The sequence below is a fragment of the Nitrospirota bacterium genome, from assembly GCA_040754395.1.
In the GTDB taxonomy this organism is placed as follows: domain Bacteria; phylum Nitrospirota; class Thermodesulfovibrionia; order Thermodesulfovibrionales; family SM23-35; genus JBFMCL01.
Genome location: JBFMCL010000016.1, coordinates 1 through 19,156, shown reverse-complemented (window position 1 = coordinate 19,156; position 19,156 = coordinate 1). Strand labels below are relative to the sequence as shown.

Annotated in this window: 15 protein-coding genes; all 15 read left to right on the top strand. The window is 50.3% G+C overall.

Annotated elements, in window-relative coordinates; all coding sequences use genetic code 11:
• The 15 genes from AB1552_09130 to AB1552_09060 all read left to right on the top strand — a co-directional run bounded on the left by AB1552_09130 (position 1) and on the right by AB1552_09060 (position 19,120).
• Positions 1 to 1,314 (top strand): TolC family protein, encoded by a 1,314-nt coding sequence (locus AB1552_09130; GenBank protein ID MEW6053934.1) that lies wholly within the window; start codon positions 1 to 3, stop codon positions 1,312 to 1,314.
• On the top strand, positions 1,311 to 2,480 hold the full coding sequence (locus AB1552_09125; protein MEW6053933.1) for an efflux RND transporter periplasmic adaptor subunit: 1,170 nt from the start codon (positions 1,311 to 1,313) through the stop codon (positions 2,478 to 2,480). Before AB1552_09130 ends, AB1552_09125 begins: the two co-directional genes overlap by 4 nt.
• Before the next feature lies 1 nt (position 2,481).
• Positions 2,482 to 3,174 (top strand): ABC transporter ATP-binding protein, encoded by a 693-nt coding sequence (locus AB1552_09120; GenBank protein MEW6053932.1) that lies wholly within the window; start codon positions 2,482 to 2,484, stop codon positions 3,172 to 3,174.
• Positions 3,171 to 4,400 (top strand): ABC transporter permease, encoded by a 1,230-nt coding sequence (locus AB1552_09115; protein ID MEW6053931.1) that lies wholly within the window; start codon positions 3,171 to 3,173, stop codon positions 4,398 to 4,400. Before AB1552_09120 ends, AB1552_09115 begins: the two co-directional genes overlap by 4 nt.
• A 125-nt stretch (positions 4,401 to 4,525) precedes the next feature.
• The gene (locus tag AB1552_09110; protein ID MEW6053930.1) at positions 4,526 to 5,125 is read left to right on the top strand and encodes a TetR/AcrR family transcriptional regulator; all 600 of its coding nucleotides are present in this window, start codon (positions 4,526 to 4,528) and stop codon (positions 5,123 to 5,125) included.
• Complete coding sequence (locus tag AB1552_09105; protein ID MEW6053929.1) at positions 5,122 to 6,474, top strand: TolC family protein; 1,353 nt, start codon at positions 5,122 to 5,124, stop codon at positions 6,472 to 6,474. The genes AB1552_09110 and AB1552_09105 overlap by 4 nt, the downstream gene beginning before the upstream one ends.
• Positions 6,475 to 6,527: 53 nt before the next feature.
• On the top strand, positions 6,528 to 7,682 hold the full coding sequence (locus AB1552_09100; protein MEW6053928.1) for an efflux RND transporter periplasmic adaptor subunit: 1,155 nt from the start codon (positions 6,528 to 6,530) through the stop codon (positions 7,680 to 7,682).
• Complete coding sequence (locus AB1552_09095) at positions 7,683 to 10,796, top strand: efflux RND transporter permease subunit (protein ID MEW6053927.1); 3,114 nt, start codon at positions 7,683 to 7,685, stop codon at positions 10,794 to 10,796.
• 4 nt (positions 10,797 to 10,800) lie between these two features.
• A complete protein-coding gene (locus tag AB1552_09090) occupies positions 10,801 to 11,904 on the top strand; it encodes an HlyD family secretion protein (protein ID MEW6053926.1) in 1,104 nt (367 codons plus the stop codon).
• 32 nt (positions 11,905 to 11,936) lie between these two features.
• Positions 11,937 to 13,466, top strand: coding sequence for a DHA2 family efflux MFS transporter permease subunit (locus AB1552_09085; protein MEW6053925.1), 1,530 nt, complete (start codon positions 11,937 to 11,939; stop codon positions 13,464 to 13,466).
• 143 nt (positions 13,467 to 13,609) lie between these two features.
• Positions 13,610 to 14,755 carry a metallophosphoesterase gene (locus AB1552_09080; GenBank protein MEW6053924.1) on the top strand — a complete coding sequence of 382 codons (1,146 nt, stop codon included), beginning with the start codon at positions 13,610 to 13,612 and terminating at the stop codon, positions 14,753 to 14,755.
• A gap of 177 nt (positions 14,756 to 14,932) precedes the next feature.
• Positions 14,933 to 16,147, top strand: coding sequence for a sigma-54 dependent transcriptional regulator (locus tag AB1552_09075; GenBank protein MEW6053923.1), 1,215 nt, complete (start codon positions 14,933 to 14,935; stop codon positions 16,145 to 16,147).
• A 180-nt stretch (positions 16,148 to 16,327) separates the two neighbouring features.
• Positions 16,328 to 17,065, top strand: a complete 738-nt coding sequence (locus AB1552_09070) for a GntR family transcriptional regulator (GenBank protein ID MEW6053922.1) — start codon at positions 16,328 to 16,330, stop codon at positions 17,063 to 17,065.
• Positions 17,066 to 17,096: 31 nt separating this feature from the next.
• Positions 17,097 to 18,350: a sulfite exporter TauE/SafE family protein gene (locus tag AB1552_09065; GenBank protein ID MEW6053921.1), complete on the top strand. Its 1,254-nt coding sequence runs from the start codon at positions 17,097 to 17,099 to the stop codon at positions 18,348 to 18,350.
• Between the two features lie 2 nt (positions 18,351 to 18,352).
• Positions 18,353 to 19,120, top strand: coding sequence for a hypothetical protein (locus tag AB1552_09060; GenBank protein MEW6053920.1), 768 nt, complete (start codon positions 18,353 to 18,355; stop codon positions 19,118 to 19,120).
• The last annotated feature ends 36 nt before the right edge of the window (positions 19,121 to 19,156 follow it).

The following is a 19,156-nucleotide window of genomic DNA, read 5'->3' as shown; positions in this document are numbered from 1 at the left end:
ATGAGGCAATGGATTGTTTTTATATCATTTTTTGTATTGATTGTACCCTTGCAAGCAGAAGCAGAGGAGATTATAAAAAAAGGCGAAACCCTCACTCTGGAGAGGTGTATTGAAATAGCGCTGCAAATGCAGCCGTCCATCATCGCTGCACAAGGGGCAGTTGATGTGAATGCGAGCAGGGTTGGCCAGGCAAGGTCAAATTATTTCCCACAGGTCAACTGGTCATCGAGCTATAGCAGAATATCGCCGGCGTCAGGAGGTTTATCCCGTTTATCAGGTACTCAGGGGGCTTCATTCAGTTCATCAGGAGATGCATTTGATGAATATTCCACCGGGTTAAATCTCAGCCAGATGATCTATGACTTCGGCAAAACTCCAACCCAGGTAAGAATCCGGAACTTAACCCTCGATTCATCCCGTTCAGACCTGAGAAATACCAGCGATCAGATTATCCTTTCAGTCAAGAAGGCATACTATGGGGTTGTGCAGGCAAAATATAATGTGATGGTCGCTGAAGATACTGTGAAGCAAACCCAACAGCATCTGGAACAGGCGAAGGGTTTTTATGAAGTAGGCACAAAACCGAAATTTGATGTGACAAAAGCAGAGGTTGACGTGAGCAATGCGAAGCTGAACCTGATCAGGAATGAGAACGCTTTCAAGGTCTCTGTTGTAACCCTGAACAATGTTATGGGAGTTCCTGATGCACCTGAATACACACTCAATGAAACAATGACTTTTGAGAAATATGATATCACTCTGGAAGAAGCAATGAAAAAAGCATACGAAAACAGGCCTGACTTGAAGTCAATCGTTACACAGAGGAAGGCGGCAGAGAGTGCGGTCGGCCTTGCAAAGACAGGGTATTATCCCGTCTTGACCGGGAGCGCAGGATACAGTTGGTCAGGGGAACAGTTCCCGCTTGAACATGGATGGAATGCAGGGGCAACCCTGTCGTTCCCTTTGTTCAACGGTTTCCTTACGAAACATCAGGTGGAAGAAGCAAGGGCGAACCTGAATATCCTGAAAGCGAACGAAGAGTTACTGAGACAGATAATATTCCTTGAGGTACAGCAGGCATACCTGACCCTCAGGGCAGCCGAAGAAGCAATCCCCACGGCAAAACTCGGTGTAGAACAGGCACAGGAGAATCTGGAAATAGCAAACGGCAGATACGCAGCAGGTGTCGGGAACCCCATAGAGGTGACTGATGCGGAGGTAGGTCTGGCGAATGCAAGAACCTATTATATCCAGGCACTTTATGCTGATAAGATCGCCCAGGCAAGTCTTGTAAAGGCCATGGGGCTGAAATGAAAAAGACACTCTTCATTGTCATCATAGGGGCAGTGCTAGTTGCGGTAACGTTCTTTCTGCTTAAAAACAAGAGCGGTGACGTTAAGTTCAAAACAGAAAAAGTTTCCAAAGGTGATATCGTGACGTCGGTTACCGCGACAGGCACGGTAAATGCAGTCACCACGGTCCTTGTCGGCACCCAGGTTTCCGGCACGATCAAGAGCATATCCGTCGATTTCAATTCCCTGGTAAAAAAAGGCCAGATCATCGCGCAGATAGATCCTGCAACATTCCAGGCGCAGGTGCAGCAGGCAAGCGCTAACCTCCTCGCGGCTCAGGCAAATCTTGAAAAAGCCGGAGCAACCCTGGTAGACGCAAAACGGACTCTGGAAAGAAATACTGAACTGTTCTCGAAGAATATCATCGCACGGAGCGATCTGGATACGGCAGAAACAAACTATGAGACTGTAAAGGCATCAGTAAGCGCCGCGAAGTCCCAGGTTGCCCAGACAATGGCAGCACTCGAGTTTGCCGAGACGAATCTCCGCTATACGAAGATACTCTCTCCTGTGGACGGTGTGGTGATATCAAGGAACGTGGATGTGGGGCAGACCGTTGCAGCAAGTTTTCAGACTCCGACATTGTTCACCATAGCCCAGGACCTCACCAAGATGCAGATCGACACGAATGTGGACGAGGCCGATATAGGAAAGGTGAAAGACGGACAGGATGTCGAGTTTACGGTTGACGCATATCCCGATCTTGTATTCAAGGGAAAGGTGTGGCAGGTAAGGAACGCGCCGATTACGGTCCAGAACGTTGTGACCTATGATGTGGTGATTCAGGTGGAGAACCCTGAACTCAAACTCAAACCGGGAATGACCGCGAACGTGTCGATTATTATTTCGATAAAAAAAGATGTCCTGAAAATACCGAATGCTGCGCTCAGGTTCAAACTCGATGAAAATGAGAAGAAGAGGGCGGAGAAAAAAGCAGCAGGCGGTCCAGGAATATGGATACTGGAACAGGGGCAGCCAAAGCGTATCAATATTGCTGCCGGTATCAGCGACGGAAGTTATACCGAAATCACTTCGGATACCCTCAGGGAAGGACAGAACGTAATCATCGAGTCCGCAGCCAGGGGGCAGAAGAAGCAGGAGGCGCCTCCGGGACCGAGATTTTTCTGATATGGCGCTTATAGAAACCAGGGATATCTGCAAAATATACCGGACCGGTTCCATCGAAGTGAATGCCCTCATGCAGGTTTCCGTATGCATCGAATCAGGAGAATTCGTTGCAATCATGGGACCGTCGGGTTCGGGAAAATCCACGTTCATGAACATCCTCGGATGCCTCGACATTCCTTCACGCGGCCAGTATCTGCTGGAGGGCACGGATGTGGGAACTCTCGGCAGGGACGAGCGGGCGCAGATTCGGAACAAGAAGGTCGGGTTTGTCTTCCAGGGCTTCAACCTTCTCCCCCGGACGTCTGCCATCGAGAATGTGGAACTTCCGATGCTCTATAACGGCCTTCCGGCGAAAGACCGGAGAGGCCGCGCAGAAGAAGCGCTGAAAAACGTGGGGCTCGCAGGACGGGAGGATTCCTCTCCCGGCCAGCTTTCCGGCGGGCAGCAGCAGAGGGTTGCCATCGCACGGGCTCTCGTGAATAACGCGGCGATTATCCTCGCAGATGAGCCGACAGGGAACCTCGATACCAAGACGAGCGCCGAGATCATGGAACTCTTTACCAGACTGAACACAGAATCAGGCATCACGGTTATACTCGTGACCCATGAGCAGGACATCGCTGCGTACGGCCGGAGGATTATCAGATTCCTCGACGGCAGGATTATCAGCGACGAAAGGACAGGGATGTCATGATTGATATCCCGACTACAATACGCATCTCATTCAGGGCATTGAAACGCAATAAGATGCGTTCCGCGCTCACCATGCTCGGCATCATCATAGGTGTCGGAGCGGTGATCGCCATGCTCTCCATCGGGATGGGTGCGAGTAAAAGAATCGCGGAACAGATAGCGAGCATCGGAAGCAACCTCATCATGATCCTTCCGGGCGCCACGACCTCGGCAGGGGTGAGGATGGGCTCCGGCACCCAGACCACGCTCACCATCGACGATGCAGCGGCGATACAGAGCGAATGTCCCGCTGTTTCGGACGTTGCCCCTATCCATAACGGCGTTGCGCAGGTCGTCTACGGTTCACAGAACTGGTCGACCGGGGTAACAGGGACAACGCCGGGAATGCTCGCGATACGGGACTGGCCGCTTGAATCCGGAAGAGCATTTACCCGGCAGGATGTGAGAAACGCTGCAAAGGTCTGTCTGCTCGGAAAGACCGTAGTTGATAATTTATTCGGGGAAGCCGATCCGGTCGGCCAGGTAGTGAGAATACAAAAAGTGCCATTTACCGTCATCGGGATTCTTTCTGCGAAGGGGCAGTCCCTACAGGGACAGGACCAGGACGACTCGATCTACGTCCCTATCACCACAGCCCAGAAAAAACTCTTCGGCACCGCGTTCCCCGGTATGGTGCGGAGGATTATGGTCAAAGCAAATAGCCAGGAAGACATGGCGGCTGCAGAAAAGCAGATAACCGAACTGCTCAGGCAGAGGCACCATATCGGACCTAAACAGGAGAATGACTTTACCGTGCGAAATCTGACCTCGATCATGCAGACCGCTGAACAGTCGACACAGGTTATGACTCTTCTGCTTGCTGCAATTGCATCCGTCTCTCTTCTTGTGGGAGGGATAGGGATCATGAACATCATGCTCGTGTCGGTCACCGAGAGGACACGGGAGATCGGGATACGCATGGCGATCGGGGCAAAGACCTGGGATATCAGGCTGCAGTTTCTTATCGAAGCGCTCACCTTGTCCCTGATCGGAGGAGTGGCAGGAATCATTACCGGCATTTCGGCTTCCAAAATAATTGCAATGATCGCGGGATGGTCAACGATCGTGTCCCCACTCTCGATCTTCCTTGCGTTCGGTTTCTCCGCAATGGTAGGATTGTTCTTCGGGTTCTACCCGGCCTATAAGGCATCCATGCTGAACCCGATAGACGCGCTGAGATACGAATAGCGGAACCTCCCAACCCCCGCAGCGTTCAGAAAATCCTTGACAACGGATGAAACGATGAATAGAATGTTAGTTAGCGCTAACATTCATTGTCGTATCATTTGCCGGGATGAATAAATGGAGGATCGATGAATCATGGCGAAGTGATTTCTCCCACGAGAGACAAGATACTTGAGACAGCCCTGAAACTGTTTTCTGAGAAAGGGTATCTCGGAGCCACCACCAGGGAAATCGCCAGGGACGCAGGAGTCGCGGAGATAACCCTTTTTAGGCATTTCCCCTCAAAGGAGAAACTTTTTGAAGAAGTGCTGAGCATGTACTCATTCCTTCCCGTGCTCCGGGGGCTGCTCCCTGAAATTACGAAAATGCCATATAAAAAAGCGCTGGTACTTATCGCAGAACGCTTCCTCGAAACGCTCGAATCAAGAAAGGAAATGATCCAGATCATACATTCCGAGGTCCGCAGGTACCCGGAGAAGATCCACAAGATATACCATGGCTTTATAGAGGAGATGCTGAGGACTCTCGCCTCGTATTTCGATGAACTTCACCGGAAGGGGGTTGTCAGGGAGTTCGACACGGAAAACGGGGCCCGTGCCTTCTTCGGGATGTTCTTTTCGTATTTCAACACGCGGGAAATCCATCTGTTCAGAAAATACGGGAAAATTGATTCAGAGAAAGTCGTGAGGGATTTCATCGACATATTTATCAGAGGGACGGCGAAATGAGCACGGTGTTGAAACGTCTGTCAATCCTTGTTGTTGCCATCTGCCTCTGCAGTCCCGGCGCTGTTTGTGCGGAAGGGGCGTATACGCTCGACGATCTGTTCCGGATTGCCCTTGAACGTGCTGAGAAAGTCAAAATATCAGAGGAGAACCTCTTCATCGCAGAAAGAGAGAAAGACAAGACAGTCTCAGCGCTCCTGCCGAGAATTTCGGCGTTTGGAGACTATAGACGGTACCGCGAGAAGAAAAGCTTTTCAAGCTTTGCCGGGAGCTTTGGCGTCCAGCCCGAGTCATCTGCCTCATGGGGGCTGGTGATACAGCAATCGGTATCTCTCGGCGGGAAAGAGGTGATTGCGCTGGATATCGCCCAAAAAGGGATAGAGAGCAGCAGATATAATGCGGATGCCGTCAGGGAGGCGTATATTTTCCGCATCGCCGAGGCGTATTATGACGTCCTGAAGGCAATGAGTGCAGTCGAGATTGCACATGCGAATGTGCAGAGACTCAGGAAGTACAGGGATGAAGCAGAGATAAAGCTGAAAGTGGGTGAGGTCTCGAAAACAGCTCTTCTGAGAGCAGAGGCAGAACTCTCCGGTGCACAGTCCGGTCTGGTCAGGGCAGAGAATATCCTGCTTTTCGCAAAAGCAGTGCTTGCAAGGCTGTCCGGTATTGATGAGGATTTTGTTCTGAAGGAACCGGTTGGCAGGGAACCAGGAGTGACCAAAGATGCCACAGCGACGCCGGTGCATGATCTTCAGTCCCTTTCATCTCTGAAAGACGAGGCGATGGGGGAAAGGGCCGAGGTGAAATCACTCGGGCTGCAGAAGAAAATCGCCGGGCAGCAGGTGAGATATGCAAAAGGATCTTACCTGCCGGTTCTTTCATTCGAGGGCATATATTCCAGAAGGGATGAGGATCCCCAATCCTCTTTTCTGAATGATGAGACTGTGTACGGTGCGCTCAGGCTCGACTTTCCCCTTTTTGAAGGGGGCTTGAGAAGGGCCGAGGTGAGGGAGGCAGTGGCAAAGCAAAGGCAGTCCGAGATGCTGTACGATGACATGAAAAAGACGGTCGGAATAGAAGTGGAAAATGCATTTCTCGACGCCAGGACCCAAGCGGGCATCCTGAAATCGCTGGAAGATCAGGCACGTTTCGCGAGAGAGAATTATGACGCTGTCTCGAAACAGTTTGAATTCGGGCTCGCGACGAGTATCGATGTGATCGATGCAAATACCCTGCTCGTTGATTCCGAGAGGGAATTGACAAGGGCAGAATACGATTATCATCTCGCAATTCTCAGGCTTAAGCGTTCGACAGGAACTCTGCTGAAGTCAGTCATCAAAGATAAATGATCTCCGTGAAGATGATGCAAGTTCTTATCTGACTACAGGAAAGGGTGCGTACAATGAAAAGAAATATTCTGGTATTAGGTATTGGCTGCATGCTGCTTGCCGTGTTCTCGCTGATATCTCTCGGCGGATGCAGGAAGAAAGAGGCCCGGATGCCTGCCGAGAGGATTTTGAATATCCATGCCCAGCCTGCAGAAAAGCGTTCCCTGAGGCCGTTCATAGAAACGGTCGGAACACTGATACCGTATGAAGAGGTGACGGTGAGTGCCGAAGTCGACGGAATTCTGAAGGATGTCAGGGCAGACAATGGTTCACGTGTTGCGAGAGGACAGGTGCTCGCAGTGATTGATGATAGCGATTATGTGCTGGAGGTGAGGCGGGCTGAAGCCTCCGTAAAACAGGCGGAGGCAACCCTTGCAAATATAAGGCTCGAATATCAGAGAAAAGAGGCGCTCTACAGGGAGCAGCTTGTCACACAACAGCAGTTTGACGATGTCCGCACGCGAATGGCCCTTGCGGATTCGGAAGTGGACAGGGCAAAGGCTGCGCTTTCCCTTGCGAGGCAGAAGCAGGCAAAGACAAAAATCCATTCCCCGCTCGCAGGGGAGGTCAAGGAAAAGCAAATAGAGCGCGGGAACTATGTGAAGAATGGTACGCCTCTTTTTTCGATCATCAGATCCCACCCCATAAAACTGATATTCACCGTCACGGAAAAGGATTTGGGAAAGATCAAACGCGGACAGGAGATCATCTTCAGGGTAGATGCGTTTCCGGAAAGGGAATTTCAGGGAAAACTGACCACGATCTATCCAAGCCTTGAGGAACATACGAGGTCTCTCCAGGTAGAAGCACAGATATCGAATCAGAGCGGGCAGCTCAAGCCCGGCCTGTTTGCACGCATAACTCTCTATACTGGAGCTGAGCGGGATGTGATTCTTGTCCCGGTCACCTCCCTGCTTTATGAAGGGGACACCATAAAGGTCTTTGTTGCTGAAGGGGACAGGGCAAAGGAAAGAGTGGTAAAGGTCGGGCAGAAATATCATCTTCCCGCCGGGGCTAGAAGCCAGTCATCAGCCGGACGCAACGCAGAGTTTACTGAAATTACTGAAGGGGTCCGGGAAGGCGAAATGATCGTGACAGTAGGTCAGCAAAGTCTGTTCGACGGGGCGAAGATTGCGGTTGCCGGACAGGAGAAGGGAAGTACACAATAGATGTGGCTTGCTGATACCTCAATAAAACGGCCTGTCTTTGCAGTCATGGTGATTCTCGGACTCGTCATCCTCGGGGTCGTGAGTTACCCGAGAATAGGCGTTGACCTCTTCCCGAGGGTGGAATTCCCGATAGTGAACATCACCACTACCCTGAAGGGTGCCAATCCCGAGATCATGGACATCGATGTAACGGACCAGATCGAGGGAGCAGTCAATACGATCAATGGCGTCAAAAGCATCACCTCCTCGAGCACGGAAGGAGTTTCCGTGGTTACGGTCGAATTTGTCCTTGAAAGGGATATCGATCTGGCGGTGCAGGATGTCAGGGAGAAGGTGTCCGTCATACGGGGGAAGCTTCCGAAGGACATCGATGATCCGATTATCGAAAAAGTCGACCCTGACGCCACGCCTATCATGTGGTTCGGCCTTTCCGGAGAAAAATCCATCCGGGATCTTTCCACATATGCAGATGAAATATTGAAGGAACAGTTCCAGAGGATAAACGGTGTTGGTTCGGTCAGGCTGGGAGGGCTCAGGCTCCGGCAGGTGAGGGTATGGCTTGAAAAGGACAAGCTGAATGCCTTTGGTATGACCGCGCAGGATGTTATGACTGCTCTCGCGAGACAGAATGTGGAACTGCCCGGCGGCAGAATCGAAAGCGGGACGAAGGAGTACACGGTCAAGATCAAAGGCGAGTTCCCGGATGTGCAGCAGTTCAATGATCTCATTCTCACATATTACAAGGGAGCGCCGGTCAGGCTGAGTGACATTGGCAGGGCAGAGGATGCGATGGAGGAAAAACGTACCATTGCGAGGTTTAACGGACTTCCTGCGGTGGGTCTCGGCATCCAGAAGCAATCAGGGACAAATACGGTCGAGACGATTAACCGGATAAAAAAGGAACTTGTGCATATCAGAAAGACACTCCCTCCGGGGATGAAACTGGACATTTCCTTTGATCAGTCGGATTTCATCAACCGTTCTATCCGTGAAGTGCAGTATCACATGGTCTACGGAGGACTGCTGGCCATTCTTATTGTGTTCCTGTTTCTGAAGGATATCCGGACGACGCTTATCAGCGCACTGGCCATCCCCACTTCGGTGATCGCAACGTTCACCCTCATGAATGTCTTCGGGTTCACTTTCAACAACATGACGATGCTCGCACTTTCATTGTCTATCGGCATACTGATTGACGACGCGATTATCGTCATCGAAAATATCCACCGCCATATCGACCGGGGGATGAGCCCGAAGGAAGCTGCGTCTTTTGCGACCCAGGAGATAGGGCTTGCGGTAATGGCAACAACCCTCGCGATAGTCGCCATTTTCCTCCCTGTCGCATTTATGAAAGGAATTGTCGGAAGATTCTTTTTACAGTTTGCGCTCACTGTGGTCTTTTCCGTACTCGTCTCCCTTTTTGTATCGTTTACGCTCACGCCGATGATGGCATCGCGGTATCTCGGGAGACATGGCGGATCTCTTAAAGCCGGGAAAAAACCCGGAGGGGGAATACCTGAGCAAAAAAAACCGGTCCTTTCCCGGATTTCCGGTCGTCTCGAAGCCTGGTACGGGAAGCTCGAAGACCTCTACCGGAAGATTCTTCAGGTTGCCCTGAACCACAGGGCGCTTGTTATTCTCGCGGCCTCGGGCATCTTCGTGCTCAGCATGTTCATGACCGCATTCATCGGCAAGGAATTTGTGCCTCCTGAGGACCAGTCGAGATTTATGGTAAGGCTGAAGGCCCCTATAGACTATTCGGTTGATGAGGTTGACAGGCTTTTCAAGAGGGCCGAAGATATTGTGCGGTCAACCCCCGAGGTGAAGACATGCTTTTATGCACAGGGGCTCTCGATGGGGCAGGTGAACAGGGGGCTGATGTTCATCTCACTTGTGCCTAAAGACAAGAGGGACAGAACACAGCAGGAGATCATGGCGGAGATCAGAAAGCAGTTCCGGGGCATCGTAGGCCTGGAGGGCACGGCAGAGGATGTCTCGCTGATCGGCGGCGGAATCCGGAACGTGCCGATACAGTATTCGGTCATGGGGAGCGATCTGAAGGCAGTTGAACAGTATGCCAAACAGATCATTACGGAATTTTCGAAGCTTCCCGGAATAGTCGATGTGGACACCTCTCTTGAGACCGGGAAACCTGAGATCAAGGTATTTATCAACAGAGACAAGGCGGCTGATCTGGGGGTCGATATTGCAACGGTGGCGGAAGCGGCAAATTTTCTGATCGGGGGAGAGGCTGACGTGACCAAATTCAAGGATGAAACAAAGGGACGAAGATATGATGTGAGGGCCAGGCTGACACCCGAAGACAGATCAATGCCTGAAGATATCGGGAGGATTTTTGTGCGGGCCAGAGACGGCAGACTCGTGGAGCTTTCGAATATCGTCAGGATCCAGGAGGCCGGTGGCCCGAGCGTGATCAACAGGGTTGACAGGCAGAGGGCGGTCACCGTATTCGCAAACCTGGAAGAAAAGCCGCTGGGTCAGGCAAAGGCAGAACTCGATTCGATAGCTGCGGGAATCCTTCCCCCGGGCTATGCGGGCAGTTACAAGGGAACTGCCGAAGTGATGGGCGAGTCTTTCTATTACCTGATGTTTGCTATTGTGCTCGGGGCTGTACTTGCATATATGATCCTCGCGTCCCAGTTCGAGAGCTTTATTCACCCGGTCACGGTTCTTCTCTCGATGCCCCTGTCGTTTATCGGTGCATTCGGCGCACTGTTTCTCACGGGGAAAACCATTAACCTCTTCAGTTTCATAGGGCTGATCCTCCTCATGGGGCTGGTGAAGAAAAATGCTATACTTCTGGTGGACTATACGAATACGTTACGAGCCCAGGGAATGGACAGAAAAGAAGCGATCCTCACAGCGGGGCCGATCAGGCTGAGGCCGATACTCATGACGACGTTTGCGATAGTCTTCGGTATGATGCCGATTGCCATGGGAATCGGTGAGGGTGCTGAGACGAGATCACCGATGGCGATATCCACCATCGGGGGACTTCTCACGTCACTTCTTTTAACCCTTGTGGTAGTGCCGGTCGTGTACGACCTTTTTGATGAGCTGCAGGAAAAAATGGGAAAGAAGAGAAAAGGGTAAGGACATGACAGATGAAATGAACGATGCATCGGCACAGGGGAATAAGAAAAAGAAAAAGATAGGATTTCTTGTCCTTGGTGTGATTGTACTTCTCGGTGCTGTTGCCCTTTTTTTCTATCTCAGATACAAGGCTACTCATATTACCACAGACGATGCCTTTATTGACGGGAGGATACATACGATTGCATCAAGAATCAAGGGAACCGTGAAGGCCGTCTATGTAAAGGAGAATCAGGCGGTCAGGCAGGGAGATTTGCTCATTGAAATTGATCCTGCCGATTATGAGGTAAAGGTTCAGGAGGCTATGTCGGGGGTAAGTGCCGAGAAGGCGAAGTTCGCAGAGGCAGAAGCAAGAATCGGCGTCTCACGCACGCAACTGGCAGAACTTGGTGCAGCAGTGGAAACCGCAAAAGCAGGTCTCGACCTGCAGGAAGCCCTGCTCAGGCAGGCAGCGAGGGACAGCGAAAGGGCAGAGAACCTCTACAAATCGGAGACCATCTCGAGGGAGAGATACGAAAAGACCGTGACCGCATATAATGTTGCGATGGCACAGGTCAGGGCTGCGAAAGAGCAATTGAAGCAGGCAGAAAAGGCGCTCGAGACACAAAAAGCAGTGACAAAACAGGTTGAGGCATTGAAGGAGGCGCAGCATTCCGCGATAAGGGAGAAAGAGGCAAAATACCATGCAGCCAGGCTGAATTTCGGCTATACAAAGATCTATGCCCCGTCCGACGGGTATATCACGAAAAAATCGGTTGAGACCGGTAACCAGATTGAGACGGGACAGCCGCTCATGGCGGTTGTCCCGCTTGACGACATCTGGGTGACCGCAAATTACAAGGAGACGCTGCTCGAAAAGATAAGGCCGGGGCAGAAGGTTAAGATAAAGGTTGATACCTATAGCAGGAAAAGCTTCTCAGGCAGGGTAGAGAGCATCATGTCAGGTACCGGAGCAGTGTTTTCTCTCTTCCCGCCCGAAAATGCGACCGGGAATTACGTAAAAGTTGTCCAGAGAATTCCTGTAAAGATTGTGCTTGATAAAGATACGGACAAAGAACATGTCCTTCGCATTGGGATGTCAGTGGTGCCGACGGTTCTGATCGAATGACAGGGCAAAGGTGAGAGAATTCCTCAGTTGCCATGAATAAGTGGCTCGTTGCACTCACCGTCATGATCCCCACCCTCATAGAGATCATTGACACCTCTGTGGTCAACGTAGCCCTCGACCATATAAGGGGCAGCCTGTCTGCAGGCATCGACGAGTCGACCTGGTCGATCACCTCCTACCTTGTTTCCAACGCGATCATCATCCCCATGACAGGATGGCTGAGCAGGTTTTTCGGCAGGAAACGATACCTGATCATTTCGATCACCATGTTTACCATAAGCTCTTTTCTCTGCGGGGCTGCATGGAGTCTCCAGAGTCTCATCTTCTTCAGGATCCTTCAGGGGATCGGAGGCGGGGCGTTACAGCCTTTGTCCCAGTCAATCCTGCTCGAGACATTCCCCCCCCGGCAGCACGGAATCGCGATGGCAGTATTTGGTGTCGGAATTATGTTCGGCCCCATTGTGGGACCGCTTCTCGGCGGGTGGATAACCGACAACTGGTCGTGGCACTGGATATTCTTTATCAATGTGCCGATAGGAATACTCTCTATCTTCCTCACCATGCTCGTGATCACGGACCCGCCGTATATGACAAAGGCGAAACTGAAGATTGACTACTGGGGGCTTGTGTTGCTCGCCCTTGGGCTCGGCTGCCTGCAGATAGTCCTTGATAAGGGCCAGCAGGAGAACTGGTTTTCATCGCCCTTCATCTTCTGGATGAGCATCATTTCGGTAGTCTCCCTGATTGCTTTTGTGGTGGTTGAGCTGTATGCAGAATCCCCGGTCGTAAACCTGAGGGCATTCAAAAACATCTCGTTCAGCACCGGCAACCTCATCATGTTTATGGGATTTTTCAATCTCTTCGCCAGCATCGTTCTCCTGCCGATCTATCTCCAGACGCTCATGGGCTATACCGCTTTTCTCGCTGGATTTGTTCTGGGACCGGGAGGCATGGCAACCCTGATATCCCTGCCTGTTGCAGGGAATCTGGTGAACCGGGTCAATCCGAAGTTCCTGCTCGCCTTCGGCATCATCGTGAATGCCTACGCAACCTATCTGATGTCCAATTTCAACCTGTATGCCGATTTCGGGACCGTCATATGGCCGAGGATCGTTCTCGGCGTAGGGATGGGGTTCTTTTTCATTCCGCTCACGACCATGACCATGTCAGGGATACGGAAGGAAGATATGGGGAACGCCTCTGCCATTTACAACCTGCTCAGAAACCTCGGCGGGAGTTTCGGTGTTGCCTTCGTTACCACGATTCTCTCACGCAGGGCACAGTTCCATCAGAACCGTCTTGTTGAACATCTTACCCCTTTTGACAGCAACTATCAGATTTTTGCCGAGCAAAGCAGAGCTTTCCTTGAACACAGGGGTGTGCAGGAATCAGTCTCAGGGCAGGGGGCACTCGGGCTCATGTATAAGGAACTCCTCAGGCAATCATCGATGCAGTCATTCAACGATGCGTTTTTTCTTGTCTGCATTCTGATGCTCTGTATTGTTCCGCTCGTCTTTTTCATGAGGAGAGGAGAGGCGGGCATTGCACCGGGAATGCATTGAGAGGGGCGAAGACCGGGAATGAGAGAACACGCTATGTTCTGTTATTAGTAAATATGGTTCATGAATAATCAGGACTGATAAAGTAGCTGAAAAAGAATGTTCTCCCGGCGATTGTGTATTATAAAGAATAACGGTATTTTGTCATGACACTCTTTCTGCTCACTTTTTTCCTCATCTACGGCAGCATGCATCTGTATGTCTTCCTGAAGGCAAGGTCTGTGTTCGCGTTCAACACCCTTGCGAGCATAGTCGTTGCACTCTTCATGCTGGCAATGATTTTTGCCCCGGTCATCGTACGACTGTCCGAAAGGGCAGGCCTTGAGGCGTTTGCACGACTGGCGTCATATGCAGGATATATGTGGCTGGGAATCCTTTTTTTATTCATATCTGTTGCACTGGTAATCGATGTCTACAGGCTCACAGTGCATGCTTCGGGAGTCATGCTCAATAAAGACCTGTCATCTCTCTCAGTATCGAAGAATTCTGCGTTTTTCATCCCGCTTTCACTGGCCCTGCTCTTTTCAATATACGGGTATTTTGAGGCGAAAGACATCCGTACTGAAACAATAGTGATACCCACTCCAAAGATACCCGCGGAAACCGGCAGACTCAGGATAGTGCAGATATCCGATGTCCACATCGGCCTGATTATGCGGGAGGAAAGACTGAGAAGGATTCTCCGGCATGTGAAAGGGGCAAACCCGGATATCCTGGTATCAACAGGTGACCTTGTGGACGGTCAGCTCGACAACCTTTCGGGACTGTCTGAAATGCTGCAGGAGGTCAGGCCAAGGTTCGGAAAATATGCGGTCACAGGGAACCATGAACTGTATGCAGGTCTCGGTCAGGCGATGAATTTCACCGAAAAGGCAGGGTTCAGACTGCTCCGCGGGGAGGCTGAAATTGCTGCAGGCAGCATTGTTATTGCCGGAGTAGATGACTCTCAGGTAAAGGCTGCAGGCCTTGCCCCGACAATTACCGAAACTGCATTGCTTTCAGGTTTCCCGGGAGACAGGTTTATTATGCTGCTGAAACACCGGCCGCTGATTGACCCGAATTCAACAGGACTGTTTGACCTGCAGCTCTCGGGCCATGTCCACAAGGGGCAGATATTCCCTTTCAGCATCATTACATGGTTTTATTATCCTACACAGGCGGGACTGGCACAGCTCTCTGCAAGATCCTGGCTCTATGTCAGCAGGGGATCAGGCACATGGGGGCCGCCGATCCGTCTCTTGTCACCCCCTGAAGTGACGGTGATAGACCTGATTCATGAGGATGCAGACTGACAGAGCAGAAGCCCGGGATTCCGGGTACCCTTGCAGGACTGTTCAGAACATGCATTTCCTGCTGATATTCTTTTTTCCCCCCGGACTGGTTTACAATAAGAAATGCGAAGTATATTGATTCTGTCGAATGAATCCAAAGATATAAGTTCCTTATTCAAGTCTGCCAGTAGGAAAGATGTGAAACTGAAAGGCATTTCTGTCGGCACTGACCCGGTCAATCCCCTGAAATATGATATTGCGTTTCTTGATCTCGACATGGAAAACTGGCAGAAAAACCTTTTTGAGCTCCGGCAGCGCATTCCGGTTATCGCATTCGGGAGTTCCGATATCAGGAAAGCGGTAGCAGCCATGAAACTTGGCGCAACCGATTTTCTGGAAAAACCTCTGACAGGCGAGATTATCAACAGAGTAGTCAGGGACCATAAAAAGAAGATACTCGACACCGAATACGGTTTTGACGAGACGATCGGTACCAGCATTGTTATACAGGAGGTGTTCGGTCTCATTAAAAAAGCAGCGGTAAGCGAAAGTAACGTGCTCATCACCGGGGAAAGCGGAACCGGGAAGGAGTTGGTGGCGAGAGCTATCCATAAGTGGAGTCCGAGAAATGAAAAGTCATTCGTGACGATAAACTGCGGCGCAATCCCTGATACGCTTCTTGAATCGGAGCTGTTTGGTTTCGAAAAGGGCGCATTTACCGGTGCGAATTATACCAAAAAGGGTCTGCTTGAGGTTGCTGACGGAGGTACGGTTTTTTTCGATGAAATAGGGGATGTTTCCCCGTTGTTTCAGATAAAGATTCTGCGGGTCCTTCAGGAAGGCGAGATGATGAGAATCGGGGGTGCACGCAATATCAAGATAGATGTCAGGATCATTGCAGCGACGAACAAGGATCTCTCAATAGCCTGTAAAAGGGGAGTTTTCAGGGAAGACCTTTTCTACAGGATCAATGTCATCAACATCCATCTTCCTCTGCTGAAAAACAGAATGGAAGATATTCCCTCTCTGGTAAATCATTTCATGAAGAAGCATGCCGCGAAAAGAAAGGATATCCTGATACGCACGGTTTCCGAAGAGGCCCTGAACATCCTCATGAGTTACTCCTATCCCGGAAATATCAGGGAGCTTGAAAATATCATTGAACATTCGATATCATTCGCAAACAGCCCTGAAATACTGCCTTCCGATCTGCCCTCGTATCTGCTGAAGACCCCGACACAGCAGGTGATCGCAACCCCGAAACTGAAGGAGACGATTACCGACATAGAGAAGGAATTAATATGGTCTGCGCTGCAAAGGTCGGGTGGCAATATTTCGAAGGCGGCAAAGGAACTTGGTGTGTACCGACAACAGCTCCAGAGAAAAATCAAGCAACTAAAAATAGCAACATAGTAGTTCACTGCAACATAATGAATCAGCACTAATTGTCCCAAAAAACCCCAATAATCGCAACAAAATGGTGCACCTTGCCATTGCTGAGATAAAATAACATCGATAATTCAATTAGTTGCAAAGATGGCATGATCATTGCTTTTTAACGGAAAGATTATAAAGACATGAAGTAATAAGCATATGAGGATTGAAAAGACCATAGACAGAGACAGCAAGCTGAAACTGTATGTTCAGATCTATGCCATCATTAAGGAAAAGATAGACAGCGGAGCGTGGCCGGTAGGCACACAAATACCTACCGAAGATGAGCTTTGCAGGACATACGATGTAAGCAAGGTGACGGTGAGAGAGGCAATTCAGGAACTTGTTCGTGAAGGGTGTCTGAAACGGCAGCAGGGCAAGGGCACTTTTGTAATGTATTCTGTCCCTCAGCCGGGGGTTATGATGAGAACAAGATTATCAGAAGATATCGATGGAGAGGAGGTGACGGCAGAGAGAGAGATACTTGAGAGAGGCATTCGGGGGGCCTCTGAGGACATCGGGAATATCATGATGTCACAGGATAAGGTCTATTATATCAGGAGCAAAAAGGTTATCGGGGAAGAACCGTATACGGAAGAATTTATCATCCCGTTGTTCCTGCTTCCCGATATCGATCAGGAAGATATCCGCCAAAGGTCCCTTTATGATCTGATAGAGGAAAAGGGTACAAAAAAGATATTTAAAATTGTTCAGACTGTTGAAGTCTCCGCAGTGAAGAATGACATTGCAGCAGATCTGAATCTCGAAAAGGGTTCTTCAGTACTGCTGATCAGCAGGATCCTGTCAGGTTCAGACGGAACTGTTCTTGCGTATTCCAGGCTTATCGGAAGCTGGAAAAAGCACAAGTTCCAGATGGAATTCGAACGTATCAAATAACCGATAGAAATTTCAAAAAGGAGGGGATGAAATGAGTTTCCCAAGAAGGATGTATGAATTTCTGAAAATGGCCAGTATTGCTCATGCGAAATGGGATTATGAGGTTTCGATGAACATCATCAAAAACCGGAAAAAACTTCTGATCCTGTTTCTCCTGCTGCTGCCGATACTGGGTGTATCCTGGATACAGGCAGCAGATGTGATAGGCGGAAAGACGGCATATGCGCCTGCCCACTATTCAAACCTGATCTTTATTGTTTCGATCGCGGTAGGCCTTGCGGCCGGTCTGATTACCGGCTGCATTGGCGCGGGGGGCGGCTTTATCATTACTCCGGCGCTGATGGCAGCGGGAGTGAAAGGAATTCTTGCGGTCGGCACGGATGTGTTCCATATCTTTGCAAAGGCGATCATGGGAACCGCGGTGCACAAGAAACTGGGCAACGTCTCGGTCAAACTTGCCATTGCATTTCTTGTCGGTTCGGCTGGCGGTACGTTTATCGGCGGCTGGATCAATAAAACGCTGTACAATAAGGACCCGCTTCTGAGCGAGGCCTTTATCAGCACGGTGTATGCGGTATTGCTGGGGTTCCTCGGCACATATGCCATGATAGATTTTTTGAAGGCGACGAGAAAACCTTCCGGTGGCGGAGGCGGACATGACGCCCATGGCGGACCGACAGGCATGACTTCCCTTGCAGTAAGCATTCAGAAGGTCAATATCCCGCCGATGATCACCTTTGATGAGGACTTCGGCGGCAGGAGAATCTCCTGGCTGTTTCTTGCGATGGGTGGAGTCATTGTCGGAATGCTCGCAGCGATCATGGGTGTCGGCGGCGGTTTTATCACCTTTCCGATGTTCGTGTATATATTCGGTGTCTCTACCGCAACAACTGTCGGTACCGATATCCTCCAGATCATCTTTACCGCGGGTCTTGCATCGATCGCGCAGTATGCCATTTACGGGTACGTGTTCTACACCCTCGCCATGGGCATGCTGATCGGCTCCCTGATCGGGATCCAGGTAGGAGCGCTGACGACAAAGGTCGTGAAGGGGATACACATCAGAGGGTTCTATGCAATGTCAATCCTCGCAGGCTTTGTCAACAGGGCAACGGTGCTGCCGAAAAAACTGACCGAACTTGAGTACATAAATATGTCCAAGTCCCTGGTGACACAGATCGAATTCGTGGGCAATATCGTATTCTGGATCATAATCGGGTTTTTCGGTGTGTGGGTTATCAGCAAGTTCTTTGTCAACATCGGGAAATTAAGAGAGGAGGGATAACAATGGCACAGGCAAAAAAACATATGGGGATCGGCATAATTTTGGCCATATCCTTTTTCGTGGTGCTGTTTCTGATGTTTTCACCGATATTCCCGAAGACGCCAGAAGGAAAGCCGCAGAACGGATTGCAGTGGGCTGATGAGATGTTCAACCAGCTTGCAAAGGGGTCATCGTATTTCATCCCCAAGGTACAGAAAAACAACGAACAGTTTATGGGAAAGATGTTTTCGGTCACCATCAATATCAGCAAACCTGAGGATAAGCCCGGAGAGTCCGAAAAAAGGGCTGAGCGCGCATCAAAGCTGTTCACGGTGAATCCCGGATCCACGGTAGAGGTGAATGGCGCGGAAATGAAAATCGAAGGCGACCTTGGCATGGTCCTGAAGGCAGCCCTGGAGGATGCGGATGTCATGTTTAGGAATGAGGGCGACAAGATAAAAGCCAAATATGCGGAGGCCATGGCGACTGATGACGAAAAGCAGATGTTCCGTCAGTGGAACAATGTCCTTCCCAAGATAGACAAGGCATTCAAGAAGGAGAAGAAGATCGAGGAAGCCAAGATAGTTTCGGATGTGACCAAGAAGGCGATTGAGGCCTCCTACAACTTCTACAAGGTTGATGCGGTGAAGGTGAAGGATAAAGCCGGCATGATGACAACCCTGCTGGTATTCTATGTGGTCTATACAATGTGGTGGGGATATGCGATCTTCTTCATCTTTGAGGGCATAGGACTGAGCATGAAGAAGGCGAAAGTAAAGAAGGAAGTCTAAGGAGGAAAAAATGAAGATACTGGTTCCTGTAGACGG